A 14,818-nucleotide genomic window follows, 5' to 3' on the forward strand; every position below is an offset into this window, starting at 1 on the left:
GTATGTGGGGGTGAACTGTACCTTGTCCACAAATTAACAAAGTGGGCGTTTTCTTTGATAAATTGCATTTTCTTCCCTAGTTATTCTCGATCGCTCTCTAAGGTTAAAAACATCGGATACCTGGAGACGAAAATCGAGATGTATACGAACCAAGTAAAAACACAGGGAGAAGCAAAATGCACCTAAGACGTACCCATACCCCACTGTTCCGTCAAGAAGCACTCGATCGCCTGTCATCTCCAGAACAGCTGGATCAACTCATGCAAGCGATCAAACCCAAAGCTTGGATATCCTTAACTACTATGGGTTTTTTGGTTGCTACGGCTGGAGTCTGGAGTGTGTACGGACGCATTCCTTTAACTGTCACAGGTCAGGGTGTATTGATTCGACCTAGCCATGTAGTACAGTTGCAATCCCCAAGTTCTGGAGCATTATTAACCCTGAATATCAAACCAGGAGATATTGTCAAGAAAGGCGATGTACTGGGGATTATTGAGCAATCTACCCTGAAGCAGCAACTTCAGCAAGAGCAAACGAAGCTACTTCAACTACAAACGCAGAATCAAGATACTGAGAGATTGTCAAAGCAAGTCATAGATCAACAAATTAGGATGCTTGAGCAGCAACGCATAGATATGGAAAGCAGCCTGAAGCGAGAGCAAATATCACCACAACTGCGAGATCAAGATTTAGCAGCGATCGCTCAAAAACGCCAAACCTTGCAATTACGCCAGCAACAAATCAAAGGTTTAGAGCAAATTTTCCTACAACGGGTAAAGCAGCGACAACAACTATTTCAGGAGCATGTAATCAGCCAGGATTTGCTAGTACAAGCCAAGCAAGAATATATCAACACTCAAACGCAATTATCAGAAATTGATTTACAAATCAAGGATTTACAAATCCAAGCAACTAATACTCAACGACAATCTCTTGATCATCTTAACAAAATAGACGAGATTAAAACTAAAATTAAAGACCTTGATACTCAACAGACAAAATTACACGAACAAGACCTGAAACAGGCTATCAATAAAATCAATCAAATTCAAGAAGTAAAACTGCGGATTGCTCAATTGCAATTGCAACTGGCTAAAGACAGCAAAATCATCAGTAAATACAATGCTCAAATTCTCCAAGTCAGTGTTGTACCTGGTCAGATGATCAATTCTGGTGTGCGTCTGGGGTCGCTCGAAGTTGCAGATCCCAAAGCCAAACTTGTGAGTGTTATTTACTTTGATAACAAAGATGGCAAACAAATTAAACCGGGGATGAGTGTACAAGTTACACCCAGTTTTGCCAAACGTGAACGCTACGGCGGAATGGTGGGAGTTTTAACAAATATTTCTCCTTTTCCGGTCACTACCCAAGATATCACTGCGATCGTTGGCAATGAAGATATCGCCACCAGCCTAGCAAAAAATGGCGAAGTTCGTGTACAGGCTTTTGCCCAGCTACAAGAAGCGCCGACTAGTATCAGTGGCTACAAATGGTCATCTGGAGATGAACCACCGCTGAAAATATCACCCGGTACTACTACTTCTGTGCAAGTCAAAATCGGAGAAAAAGCACCTATTTCTTATATTATTCCTATCCTCCGTTCCTGGACTGGCATTTATTAAATTCAAAATTCCACCTTCAAAATGGTTTTTTATCATGTTTTTGCCCTTCAGTTTAAATTTTTTAGCCTTATTTAAAAATCGTCGCGTTCACACTCCCACAGTTTTACAAATGGAAGCGGTGGAATGTGGTGCTGCTGCTCTGGGAATTATTTTAAGTTATTACGGTCGGATTGTACCCTTGGCTCGACTGAGAGAAGAATGTGGTGTTTCACGAGATGGCAGCAAAGCTTTTAATATTCTGAAAGCTGCGAAAAATTTTGGCTTAGATGCCAAAGGTTTAAAGCAGTCACTTGAACAATTAAAAACCCTCCGTCCACCCTATATTATCTTTTGGAATTTTAACCACTTTCTTGTAGTAGAAGGATTTCGCAAAGGGGTTGTCTATCTTAACGACCCAAGCACAGGTCGTAGAACTATTTCTCTAGAAGAATTTAATCCCGGATACACAGGTATAGTCTTGGTTATGGAACCAGGGCAAAACTTTCAGAAGGGAGGCAAAAAAATTAACATTGTCTCCGCCTTATCTAAACGCTTAAAAAATTCTCGCGCTACTATTTTATTTTGCTTATTAGCAGGGTTGTTATTGACAATACCGCGATTAGCAGTGCCAGCATTTTCACAAGTATTTGTTGATGAAATTTTAGTCCAAGACCGCCAACAATGGCTGCGCCCTTTGCTAATTGGGATGGCTTTGACTGGAGGATGTCGGATATTACTAGCTACATTACGGTTTACATATCTACGACGACTGATGGTTAAACTTTCTGTGAGTATGTCAGGACAGTTTCTTTGGCATATCTTGCGCTTACCAATTAACTTTTATGCCCAGCGCTATGCAGGAGAAATCAGCAGTCGGGTTGCACTGAATGACAAAGTTGCCGAAGCACTTTCAGGACGTTTGGCAACAACAATCATTGATGCATTGATGATGGTTTTTTACTTTCTGATTATGATGCAGTATAACCATTTGTTGAGTGCGATCGCTTGTGGTTTTGCTGTCATCAATATACTCGCTCTGCAATTTTTATCGCAAACTCGCATCAATACAAATCTGCGGTTGGCGCAGGAACATGGTAAAGTCTCTGGAGTTACAATCGGCGGTCTGCAAACTATAGAAACTGTGAAAGCTTCTGGACTGGAGTCCGATTTATTTTCTCGCTTTGCTGGACATTATGCTAAAGCCCTCAACGCCCAACAGCAATTAAACTTACAAACTCAAATTTTAACGACATTACCCACAATTTTGACAGCCTTAACAACAGCTTCTATTTTGGTTGTCGGTGGTTTAGAAGTGATGAATGGCAAACTCAGTATTGGGATGCTAGTAGCTTACCAAAGTTTAACCCAAAGCTTTTTAGAGCCAGTTAATAATCTGGTAAATTTTGGCAGTACGCTGCAAGATTTAGAGTCTGATTTAAACCGCCTTGATGATGTTTTGCAAAACCCAGTTGATCTGGGGACTGGGGACTGGGGACTGGGGGCTGGGGACTGGGGACAAGGGGACAAGGGGACAAGGGGACAAGGGGACAAGGGGACAAGGGAAAGAACTTCTTTTGATCTCTCTATCTCCCCATCCTCCGATCTCTTTCAATTACAGGGTTACGTTGAGTTACGCAATCTCACTTTTGGCTACAGTCGCGTCGATCCTGCTTTTATTGAGAACCTAAACCTGACTATCAAACCAGGACAACGGATAGCAATTGTGGGGGGAAGTGGTTCTGGTAAATCTACAGTTGCTAAATTAATCTGCGGTCTTTATCAGCCTTGGGATGGGGAAATCTGCTTTGATGGTATACCTCGGACGCAAATTGATCGCTATGTTCTGGCTAACTCTTTAGCAATGGTGGAACAAGATATTTTCTTATTTGCTGGAACGGTGCGCGAAAACATTACTCTTTGGGATTCAACTGTCACAGATATAGATTTGCTCCGGGCTTGTGAAGATGCAGCTATTCAGGATCTAATTTTATCTCTGCCAGGAAAATATGATGCCGAGCTGATTGAGGGGGGTATGAATCTGAGTGGTGGACAACGCCAGCGCTTAGAAATTGCTCGTGCTTTGGTAAAAAACCCAGCAGTATTAGTCTTGGATGAAGCAACTAGCGCCCTTGATGCCGAAACAGAAATGATCATTGACCGTAACCTCCGACAACGTGGTTGCTCTTGTATTGCGATCGCTCACCGCCTCAGCACAATTCGGGATGCTGATGAAATTATTGTACTGGAAGCAGGTAAGGTCGTACAGCGCGGTACCCATGAAGAATTATGGCAGCAAGGAGGCACTTATACACATTTACTCCGCTCAGAAGAGGTATAAAAATGACTTACACTCAGATGAATTATTCTCCAGAACTGTACAACGTTAAAGCAAATGAATTAATATTACTTGATGACCCAAACACAGGCTGGGTAGTGCAATCTGGAACACTGGCGGTATTTGCAACTAGGATTAAGGATGGTTCACCAGTAGCTCGTCGCCATTATTTATTTAATGTTAGTGCCAATGCAGCGTTGTTTGGTGCAGCTTTGTCAAAATGGGGATTTGTCGCGGTAGCAATTGAAGCCACAATTTTATCTCCGCTACCAATGGCTGATTTTGCCCTGGAAATCAAATCAATTGACAATCAAGCAATTGCTCTTGTAGAAGGTTGGATACACAATTTAAGTCAGACAATTATTGCTCAGGAAATAGTTTTAACAACACCTCTAAATGTTGTACAGCCTGATGCAGAGGGCAACTTATCATTATGTGACAGTGAAACATTACAACTATTAGAAAAAGCAGTTTTCTGGGTGAAGTTCCAGCAAGGTAATGCGCTCTGGATGGGAATTAACAATCTTAAGCTGGATTCGGAATCACCTGCTTTTCCTGTTACCAATGCTTTCTGGTTGGAGGCAGAAAATTTAGTTACTGGGCAACTTTTATCAACAGCAGAGTTAGCAAATATTGAGAATTTACCTGTAAGTTTGGCGAACTTGCATACTTATTTTTTATCCTATCTAAGTTTTGTGTTCGCTCAGGAAGCAGAGGCAAATCGTCGGCGGTTTGAGGAACGAAAACAACTGAATCGCCAAGTTGCTAAAGGGGCATTATCTCAATTAGCCACAGTATTAGAACCAGAAACAGAAACCGGATTTTTTCAGTCAGGTACACCCCTGCTGGTGGCGTTGGGAGCAGTGGCGAGGGTACAGGGAATACAACTTCGCTCTCCCATAAGTGAGGATATCACTCATATCAAAGATCCAGTAGAAGCGATCGCCCGCTCATCGCAAATTCGTACCCGTCGCGTGCAGTTAACTAAGGGCTGGTGGCGCAAGGATCAAGGGCCGTTGTTGGGTTATATTGATTCAGAACAGCATCCGGTGGCTTTATTACCAACTGAAGGCAAGGGTTATATCGTCTTTGACCCCTTTACCCAAATTCGCACACCTGTAAATCAAGTAGTAGCTCAAACACTATTAACCTCAGCCTATATTCTGTATAAACCCTTACCCAAGATTGCTCACCATGCCATTGGATTGCTGCGGTTTGCCACTAATGGTTATCAGAAAGACATTGCCAGTATTTTTGGCCTGGGGATACTGGGAACTTTATTAGGAATGATTGCACCACAGGCGACAGCTATTGTCGTAAATCATGCAATTCCTGATCGCGATCGCGTGTTACTTTGGCAGATAGGCTTGATTTTAGTGGCAGTTGCTTTTGGACAGTTAGCCTTTCAAATTGTCCAAAGTTTTATGACTCTGCGAGTTGAAAGTGTTACAGATAGTGCATTGCAACCTGCATTGTGGGATCGGTTACTCAGATTGAGTCCCAAGTTTTTCCGTCAATATACTACCGGAGATTTGGTCAACCGCGTTATGTCGGTGCGGCACATCCATCAAAAACTCAGCGATACTACCCAAAGAGCGTTATTGAGTGGTGTATTTGCTTTACTTAACTTGGGGCTGATGTTTGCTTATAGTCCACAACTGGCTCTGGTGGCAGCTAGTTTAGCAATATTGGCTGCGATCGTTACAGCTGTTTCTAGCGTTTTTTTGGTGAAGAAATCCCAAAAACAGCAACAACTCGATGGCGAACTTCAGGGATTGATAGTACAGCTAATTAATGGTGTTGCCAAACTCAGAGTTGCAATGGCAGAAGAACGGGCCTTTGCAGCTTGGGCGAAAAAGTACAGCCAGCAAGTCAGACTTAAAACAAGTGTGCAGGTAATTAACGATCGCATCGCTGTGTTTAACGAAACACTGCCAATGGTCAGTTCTATCTTGATTTTTGCAACTTCTAGCTTGTTGCTGAAGACACATCTATCAACTGGAGTATTTTTAGCTTTTAACTCAGCTTTAGTGATTTTTATCAAAGGGGTAATTGACCTGAGCAATACCACAACTGACATTTGGGGCATTATACCAATGTGGCAACGAATGCAGCCGATTTTGCGATCGCAACCAGAATTTGACTCGATCAAACAAAACCCCGGTCAGTTAACTGGTCGCATCGCCCTAGAAAATGTCAACTTTCGCTATACGGAAAATGGCCCTTTAATTCTCAATGATGTTAGCCTTCATGTAGAACCTGGAGAATTTGTAGCGATCGTGGGCCCTTCCGGCAGTGGAAAATCAACAGTATTCCGTTTGCTGTTAGGCTTTGAGAGTCCATTGAGTGGAAATATTTCCTACGATGGTCAAGACTTGGCAGGGTTGGATCTCCAAACCCTACGCCGAAAATTGGGGGTTGTACTGCAAAACGGCAGAATTGGCTCAGGCTCCATTTTTGAAAATATCACTGCTGGAGCCATAGTTTCACGAGATGAAGCTTGGGAAGCTGCACAGATGGCAGGTTTTGCTGATGACATCCGACAAATGCCGATGCAAATGCATACAGTGATTAGTGAAGGTGGTAGCAACCTTTCTGGCGGACAACGCCAGCGATTATTGATTGCCCGCGCCCTAATTTCAAAACCGAAAATTATCCTCATGGATGAAGCAACCAGTGCTTTGGATAATAATACTCAAGCGATCGTTACTGAAAGTCTAGATAGGTTAAATGCTACCAGAGTAGTAATTGCCCATCGCCTCAGCACTATTCGCAACGCCGATCGGATCTATGTAATGGACGCTGGGTATGTCGTGCAGGTAGGTAGTTTTTCAGAATTGATCGAGCAAGAGGGTCTGTTTGCCCGTCTGGTGGCTCGACAGATGGAGTAAAATGCCAGTTTAGGGGGTTTTAATACTTTTGACTTTTGACTTTTAACTTTTGACTTCCCCCTCGTGGGGCGCTCCTAACTTTTTTTGTATGCCAGAACAACAGCAGTGGACTATAACAGCAACTGAACAACCACCAGAGTGGTTTATCCAAGCAGTGAAACAGTACACACCTGTATCAAGTGGACTGTATGCAGCGCAGTTGTTGTGGCAACGGGGTATTAAAGATCGTCAACAATTAACAGCTTTTATCAACTATAAAGCTTATCAACCAGCAAGTCCCTTTGAGTTTGGGCAAGAAATGCATCTAGCGATCGCACGCCTGCAACAAGCATATAATACTAAAGAAAAAATCGCCATTTGGGGAGACTTCGATGCCGATGGGATTACAGCCACATCGGTACTTTGGGATGGATTGGGGCAGTTTTTCGCTCAAAATACTCAGTTAATTTACTATATTCCCAATCGCCTGAAAGAATCCCACGGACTTAATAATCAAGGCATTGATAACTTAGCAAAACAAGATTGCAAATTAATAGTTACTTGCGATACAGGTAGCACAAACATTGAGGAAATTATCTATGCTAAACAGCTAGGTATAGATGTAATAGTTACAGACCATCACACTTTACCAGCCGAACGCCCACCCGTTGCAGCGATTATCAATCCCCGTTATTTACCAAAGGAACATCAGTTATTTAATCTTTCTGGGGTGGCGGTAGCTTATAAGTTGGTGGAAGCACTATATCAAAGCCTGCCCAATGTTGCCAAATATCCCTTAGAAGATTTATTAGATTTAGTTGCAGTCGGATTAATTGCCGACTTAGTGCAGTTAAGTGGAGATTGTCGCTACTTGGCACAGATGGGAATTCAACGACTGCAAGAAGATTTTAAACAGCCAGCAGCAGCGCGACGGCGGCCAGGGGTAGGGCGATTATTAGAATTATGTCAGAAAAGTGGCGATCGCCCCACAGATATTTCCTTTGGTTTGGGGCCAAGAATTAATGCCGTTAGTCGCATCCAAGGTGATGCCAGTTTCTGCGTGGAATTATTAACTAGTCGGGATGTCAAACGTTGTAACGAACTCGCCGAAATTACAGAACTCGCCAACGCCCGCCGCAAATCTTTACAAAAAGATGTGCAGGCACAAGTAGCGCAAAAGCTCACCCAATTAGACTTATCAACCACCAGCGTCATTGTCCTAGAAGATGCCCAATGGCCTGCGGGTGTATTGGGCTTAGTCGCCGGACAGGTAGCACAAGAAACTGGACGCCCGACTATTTTGTTGAGTACAGAGGGGAGTGGGGAATCGGGAGTGGGGAGTGGGAAAGATTCCGCTCCTACTCCCTACTCCCTACTCCCTACTCCCTTAGCAAGGGGTTCTGCTCGTTCGGTGAATTCTGTCGATTTATACCAACTGGTGAAAGAGCAAGCACATTTGTTACACCGCTTTGGGGGACATCCTTTTGCAGCAGGTTTGAGTTTGTTGGTAGAGAACATTCCTTTATTTACAGCTGCAATTAATCAACAGTTGCGGCAATCTTTAGGTAGTACAACTCTAACGCCAACCGTACAAGCAGACTTGACGGTAACAGTTGCAGACTTGGGGAAAGAGTTATTTTTGGAACTGAAACTGCTAGAACCTTGTGGAATGGGTAATCCTGTTCCGAAATTGCTAATTCAAAACTGCTGGTTTGAAAATTCTTGGCATCGCAATCAGCAGGATTGGCAAGGGAAAAAGGTACAGTACATTAAAACTGAGTTTGATATTCGGGATGATTCCACCAGAAGTGCTTTTCCTGGCTTATGGTGGGGACACTATAAAGATGAATTGCCTATAGGAAGATGTGATTGCATAGCAGAACTAGACTACAACACCTTCAAAAAACGTTATGAAATCAGATTAATTGCCGTGCGTTCTTCTGTTAACTCAGCACTCAACACTCAGCAGAGGCTCAACGCCCCGCTATCGCTAACACCCTTCATCCTAGACTTACGGAATCAGGAACACTCACCACTCACCACTCAGCATTCAGCACTAATTATTGAAGATTGTCCCACGAATTGGGATGATTTACGCACTTGGTTGCGGCGATGTTTGGCAACAAGCCGCTCTACGTCTGGGCTTGACAATCAGCAACAATTAGCGATCGCTTGGTCTAAACCTAAGCACCAACCACCCAATCAAATTTGGCTGACTCTTGTCGGAATTGCCAAATATCTCAGTCGCACAAATCAACTAGTTACCCGCAGACAACTTTTAGAGAAAATCGGCATCAGCGACCAAACCTTACTTGTCGGCATCAAAGCTTTAAAATATTTAGGGTTCACAGTTCAACGACAAGACCGTTCTTTACAAATTACCTGGCATCCAAGCGATAGTGCCGAAAACCTTGCTGATGAAGCAGTTGCAAGATTTTTAGCTGCTGTCCGCGAAGAACAATTTCAGCAACAGTATTTTGCCCAAGTGCCTTTATCTACGATTGTAGCGATCGCCAGCTACGACAGTAAATAATGTGACGTACCTACATCTCCCTATCGGGTGCAATCCCTGAGTTACAGAGGTGATCCAGAAGGCTGTTGCACTCTATTGTTAACAGTTTTTGTTTCTACAAAACTTTCTCGACCTGTAATCAATCTAGAGCGACGATTACGAGTGATATAATTCCATCCCCACTGAATTGCTACTACTATTTTAGTGTCAAACTCGATTAAGAAGTAGATGTGAATTACTAGCCAAAAGAGCCAAGCAATGAAACCTTTGAGTTTGATTAAACCTAAATCTACAACAGCTAAATTTTGCCCAATCATCGCCAAAGTACCCACATCATTGTAACGAAATTGTGGCAAAGTATCACCTTGAAGCCTGCGTTGAATGAGTCTAGCTACATACTCTCCTTGTTGTTTGGCTACAGGTGCAACACCAGGTAAGGGTTTACCATTTTGATGAGAAAAATTGCCTAAATCTCCCACTACAAAAATGTTTTTATAACCCTTGATAGACAAGTCTGGTTCTACAATCACCCGTCCAGAGCGATCGCACTCTACACCTGTAGTTTTTGCTAGGGCTTTCCCCATAGGCGAACCTTGAACACCTGCTGCCCACAATATAGTTTTTGAGGTAATTTCTATCAATTCATCGCCTTGCTTGAAAGTAACGATGTTATTCTCAATATTTGTGACTCTGGTGTTAGTGTAGACAGCCACACCCAACTTTTGCAAAGATTCTGCTGCTACTTTCGATAATTCTGGCGCAATGTGTGGGAGGATGCGATCGCCCCCTTGCAATAGTAAAATTCTCGCTTCTGAGGTGTCGATGCTGCGGAAATCTTCTGTAAGAGTTTGGTATGCCAATTCCGCGATCGCTCCCGATAATTCTACACCGGTGGGCCCACCCCCCACAATCACAAAAGTCAACAAAGCACGGCGAATTTCTGGATCGGCTTCTTTTTCTGCTGCTTCAAATGCTGAAAATATCTGGCGACGCATTTCTATAGCATCTTCAACAGTTTTCAACCCAGGAGCAAATTCTTTCCAGTTATCTTTACCAAAATAGGAATGGTTAGCACCTGTGGCAACAATTAATGTGTCATAAGGTACTACTTCATCACCCAAAATAACTTGTTGCGCTTTTGGATCGATATCATTTACTTCTCCCAACAACACTTTTGTATTTTTGCTTTTGCTGAATACAGATCGCAATGGTGCAGAAATATCAGCAGGTGATAGCGTACCTGTGGCAACTTGATATAAAAGCGGCTGAAATAGGTGAAAGTTACGTTTATCAATGAGAGTAACATTTACATTTGCTGTCTTCAAAGCTTTTGCTGTATACAGTCCACCAAAGCCACCACCAACAATTACAACCCGATGCGGTGCATTCTTTTCAAGTGAGACTACCATAATAAATATTTCCTTGTGTTAAGAAGCTGTAACTATTCTTAACAAAGATGTAACAGCATTATGATATCGGTTGCTGTTTATTTAGAACAATTGAAAAAATGATGAAAGTAATCAAAGTTAGTCTATATCAAGTCGGCTCTATGCCAATTACGTTCTCGTCAGGTCGCTGGGTGTACAAAAGTATGTGAATCCCTGCACCACCAGCTTTTGCAAGCAACTTCATCAGCGCAGTCTCAATGCGATCGCAATTCCTGCACCACTCACAACTATCCCAGTTAGTAGCAACAGAGGATGCAGGGCACAGCGCGCCGCCGTGGATGTCGATATAGGCGCGCTTGCCGGCATCGGTGGGTAGCGTGGCGGGGGTGCCGATATGGACGGTCACACCGGCGATCTCGACTGTCTCCACGCCTGCGGTGACGTGGGCAAGGCGATCGCCCCCGACCATCCTCTTCAAAAGGCTTGTAGTATGATCTAGGCTGCAAGTTCTACTTTTGTTCGCGCTTTAGCAGACTTAAGGACTCGGCTAACTGGGAAGGAACATCCTTGGGAGCCAGCATCACCTCAATCAACACACATCTTCCCTCAGTCTGAGCCTGAGCCGCCTGCGTCAGGGCTGTCTCTAACTCTGACTCAGTTGTTACCTTTAGACCCAATAGCTTCTGTGTCTGTCCGAAGACCATCGCCAGCTGATGATAGTTCCAGGATTGAACTTCGTTATAGTACATCTGCTTCCCATCTACCCGCATCGCGTTCTCAATCAGATAGTTGTTATTGTGGAGCAAGAAGATGATGGGGTTGAGTTCATGGCGTAAGATAGTCGAGAGTTCCTGTGCAGTAAGTTGGAAGGCACCATCTCCAACTACAAGCAGGTGGCGGCGGCTCTGATCTGCCACGTTCGCCCCAAAGACAGCCGGCAGTGTATAGCCAATCGCCTCCCACGTGTGTTGAGTTATGATCCTGGCGCGGGCTGGCATCGTCACCCCCGTAGCCCCAACAGTACACGTACCCAGCTCGACGACGACGACATCATCTTCTTGAAGGAAATCACCGAAGCGCTGCCATAAGCGATCTTGCTTGATGGGGGTATCGTGTTGTGGCTCAAAGGGCACAGAGGTGGTGCGAGCCTGTTGGGAACTAAAGGTGAACTCACGGTGGGGAACCTGCTCGCTTAACTTGATCAGCACGTCACGCAGAGTCACATTCGGATAGTCAGATCCTGCGATCGCCACGCTTTTTATTTGGAGATCCACTACGTCAGGCGATCGCAAATCGAAGGCGGCACATCCATGATTCGTTTCGTCGTGCTGAATACCCAGGCGCAGCAATAGATCGGCTGCTTCGATCAGTTGATTGACAGGATTACCTTCCATCCCTGCCTGGTACGTCCCAATATACTGCGGGTGGGTTTGGTCTAGGAAAGCCGACTTGGCTGTAAAGGTTGCTGCGAAGGGAATGCCACTCTTGTTGGCGAAAGACTCAACCAGCTCTGTCAAATGAAAAGAACCCACCGGAGAATCAATGAGCATCGCGGGGCACTGTGCAGCACTCAGCAATGGCAGCAAGCTCTCCAGCAAGGACGCGAGTTGTGTTGGATCGCTTACAGGCTCAGACAATGCCAGCTTTTTTGTAGGCGGTTGAGCCGGCAGACCTCCCACATCGTTAGGAAGCTGAATATAAACTGGCAGCTTCTCTAACCAACATGCCTCAAGGACGCGATCAATTTCTTGACAAGCATTCTCCGGTGTGAGAAGCGCCTGAGCTACCGTGAATTCTTTGTAGATCCTGGGAAAGACACTAAAATCCCCGTGCAGGCTGTGGTGTGTAGCCTGTCCGGTCTTCAATGCCTGTGTGGTAGGTGTACCCGCGATCGCGACCACCGGAACCCATTCGGCATAAGCCCCTCCGACACCGCAAGACGCACTCAATTCTCCGACTCCACAAGTCACCACAAACGCACCAATACCTCGAATCCGGGCGTAACCATCGGTAGCGTAGGATGCGTTGAGTTCATTACAAGTACCGACCCACGAAATATCCTGATTATTCTCAATGCAATCAAGCATTGGAAAAGCATAATCTCCCGGCACACCGAAGATGTGACCAAGACCCAATTCCTTGAGACGATCCAACAAATACGAGTTTACTGTGTATTGTGTAGACATATTCATGTTCCTTTTTTTCTTTCAAAGTTATGTGGTCGATGCGACCGCTCGATCGCCATTCTCAAAGCGTCATTTTGATAAGGCACGACCCGCGCCTCGACCTTGACCCCTGTTGGTTTGTCGATGCTTATGTCCGTCATTGTCATACTCCTGTGTTTCAATTGATTCAGCTAAACGCTAACAGCGCAGCGATCGCCCCCGACCATCCCCTTAAAAACGCTTGTAGTATGGTGTAAGCTACTTCGAGTTTCGTTGGCGCTCCAGACCTATATTAAAGCTGTCGGCGACATAGGAAGGAACATCATTCGGAGCCAGGATCACCTCAATCAGCACACATCTTCCCTCAGTCTGAGCCTGAGCCGCCTTGGTGAAGGCCGTCTCTAACTCTGACTCAGTGGTGACCTTTAGACCCAATGGCTCTTGCGTCTGTGCGAAGTCCATCAGCAACTGATGATAGTTCCAGGACTGAAGTTCGTTATAGTGCATCTCCTTGTAACCATCTAACCGATAAACGTTTTCAATCTCGTAGCGATTATTATGAAGCAAGATGATGATGGGGTTCAGTTCATGGCGTAAGATGGTCGAGAGTTCCTGTGCCGTCATCTGGAAAGCTCCATCTCCAAGCACAAGCAGGTGACGGCGGCTGTTGTCTGCCAGGTGCGCCCCAAGGACAGCCGGGAGTGCATAGCCAATCGCACCCCACGACCCCAGAGTCACGATCCTGGCGCCTGCTGGTATGGTCACCATCGTCGCCCCAAAACACATGCCCTGATCGATGACAAGGACATCATCTGACTGAAGGAAATGACCGAAGCGCTGCCACAATCGCTCTTGCGTGATTGGGGTATCATGTTGTGGCTCAAACGCCACAGAGGTGGTGCGAGCCTGTTTGGAAAAGGCGAACTCGCGGTGGTCAACTTTCTCGTTTAGCTGCATCAGCACGTCACGCAGGCGAAGATTCGGGTAATCAGACTCTCCGATCGCTGCGCTGTTGATCTGGAGATTCACAACCTCAGGCGATCGCAAATTGAAGGCGGCACGTCCAGTATTCGTTTCGTCGTAATGAATAGCCAGGCGCAGCAGCAGATCAGCTTCTTTGATCTGTTGACTGACAGCATTACCTTCTATCTCTCCTGGGTACGTCCCAAGATACTGCGGGTGGGTTTCGTCCAGGAAAGCTGACTTAGCCGCAGGGGTTGCCGCAAAAGGGATGCCACTCTTGCTGGCGAAGGACTCAACCAGCTCTGTCAAATGAAATGAACCCACCCAGACATCAACGAGCATCGCCGGGCGCTGTGCTGCACTCAGCAATGGCAGCAAGCTCTCCAGGAAGACTGTGAGTTGCTTGGGATCGCTCACAGGCTCAGACAATGCCAGCTTTGCTGTGGGGGGTTGTGCGGGCAGATCTCCCACATCTCTGGGAAGCTGAACATAAACTGGTAGCTTCTCTGACCAACAGGCCTCAAAGACGCGATCGATTTCTTGACAAGCATTCTCCGGTGTGAGGAGCGCCTGAGCCACTGTGAATTCTTTGTAGATCCTGGCAAAGCCACTAAAATCGCCTCTTAGGCCGTGGTGTGTAGTCAGTCCGGTCTTCACTCCCTCTTTGGGAGGATGACCCACGATCGCAATCAGCGGAACCTGATCGTTGTATGCACCCGCGACACCGCAAGCCGCACTCAATTCTCCGACTCCACAAGTCACCACAAACGCACCAATCCCATGAATGCGGGCGTAACCATCGGCAGCGTAGGCTCCGTTGAGTTCGTTACAGTTACCGATCCACGAGATATCCTCAGTCGTCTCCATGCGATCCATCAAAGGGAAAGCATAATCTCCTGGCACACCGAAGATGTGACGAATGCCCAATTCCTTGAGACGATCCAACAGATACGAGTTTACCGTGTACTGTGTAGACATGTTGAT

At 45.4% G+C, this 14,818-nt stretch carries 9 protein-coding genes; 5 read left to right on the top strand and 4 right to left on the bottom strand.

Annotation, left to right across the window (positions count from 1 at the left end; all coding sequences use genetic code 11):
- Positions 1-176: 176 nt before the first annotated feature.
- The 4 genes from RMY63_RS16175 (at position 177) to RMY63_RS16190 (ending at position 9,339) form a co-directional block, all read left to right on the top strand.
- Complete coding sequence (locus RMY63_RS16175) at positions 177-1,622, top strand: NHLP bacteriocin system secretion protein (RefSeq protein ID WP_322729673.1); 1,446 nt, start codon at positions 177-179, stop codon at positions 1,620-1,622.
- Positions 1,623-1,656: 34 nt separating this feature from the next.
- A complete protein-coding gene (locus RMY63_RS16180) occupies positions 1,657-3,939 on the top strand; it encodes an NHLP family bacteriocin export ABC transporter peptidase/permease/ATPase subunit (RefSeq protein WP_322729674.1) in 2,283 nt (760 codons plus the stop codon).
- Between the two features lie 2 nt (positions 3,940-3,941).
- Complete coding sequence (locus RMY63_RS16185) at positions 3,942-6,827, top strand: NHLP bacteriocin export ABC transporter permease/ATPase subunit (RefSeq protein WP_322729675.1); 2,886 nt, start codon at positions 3,942-3,944, stop codon at positions 6,825-6,827.
- An 88-nt stretch (positions 6,828-6,915) separates the two neighbouring features.
- The gene (locus RMY63_RS16190) at positions 6,916-9,339 is read left to right on the top strand and encodes a single-stranded-DNA-specific exonuclease RecJ (protein ID WP_322729676.1); all 2,424 of its coding nucleotides are present in this window, start codon (positions 6,916-6,918) and stop codon (positions 9,337-9,339) included.
- Positions 9,340-9,380: 41 nt separating this feature from the next.
- Here RMY63_RS16190 and RMY63_RS16195 read toward each other — a convergent pair whose 3' ends face one another.
- The 3 genes from RMY63_RS16195 to RMY63_RS16205 form a co-directional block, all read right to left on the bottom strand.
- Positions 9,381-10,727 carry an NAD(P)/FAD-dependent oxidoreductase gene (locus tag RMY63_RS16195; protein WP_322729677.1) on the bottom strand — a complete coding sequence of 449 codons (1,347 nt, stop codon included), beginning with the start codon at positions 10,725-10,727 and terminating at the stop codon, positions 9,381-9,383.
- A gap of 222 nt (positions 10,728-10,949) precedes the next feature.
- Complete coding sequence (locus RMY63_RS16200; protein ID WP_322729678.1) at positions 10,950-11,072, bottom strand: hypothetical protein; 123 nt, start codon at positions 11,070-11,072, stop codon at positions 10,950-10,952.
- Between the two features lie 143 nt (positions 11,073-11,215).
- Positions 11,216-12,892 carry an alpha-keto acid decarboxylase family protein gene (locus tag RMY63_RS16205; protein WP_322729679.1) on the bottom strand — a complete coding sequence of 559 codons (1,677 nt, stop codon included), beginning with the start codon at positions 12,890-12,892 and terminating at the stop codon, positions 11,216-11,218.
- Between the two features lie 29 nt (positions 12,893-12,921).
- Here RMY63_RS16205 and RMY63_RS16210 point away from each other — a divergent pair, with 29 nt between their 5' ends.
- Positions 12,922-13,128, top strand: coding sequence for a hypothetical protein (locus tag RMY63_RS16210; protein ID WP_322729680.1), 207 nt, complete (start codon positions 12,922-12,924; stop codon positions 13,126-13,128).
- Position 13,129: 1 nt separating this feature from the next.
- Here RMY63_RS16210 and RMY63_RS16215 read toward each other — a convergent pair whose 3' ends face one another.
- A complete protein-coding gene (locus RMY63_RS16215) occupies positions 13,130-14,812 on the bottom strand; it encodes an alpha-keto acid decarboxylase family protein (RefSeq protein WP_322729681.1) in 1,683 nt (560 codons plus the stop codon).
- Positions 14,813-14,818: the final 6 nt, after the last annotated feature.

Origin of the sequence: Nostoc sp. ChiQUE01b (genome assembly GCF_034531255.1) — a bacterium.
Lineage (GTDB): Bacteria > Cyanobacteriota > Cyanobacteriia > Cyanobacteriales > Nostocaceae > Nostoc.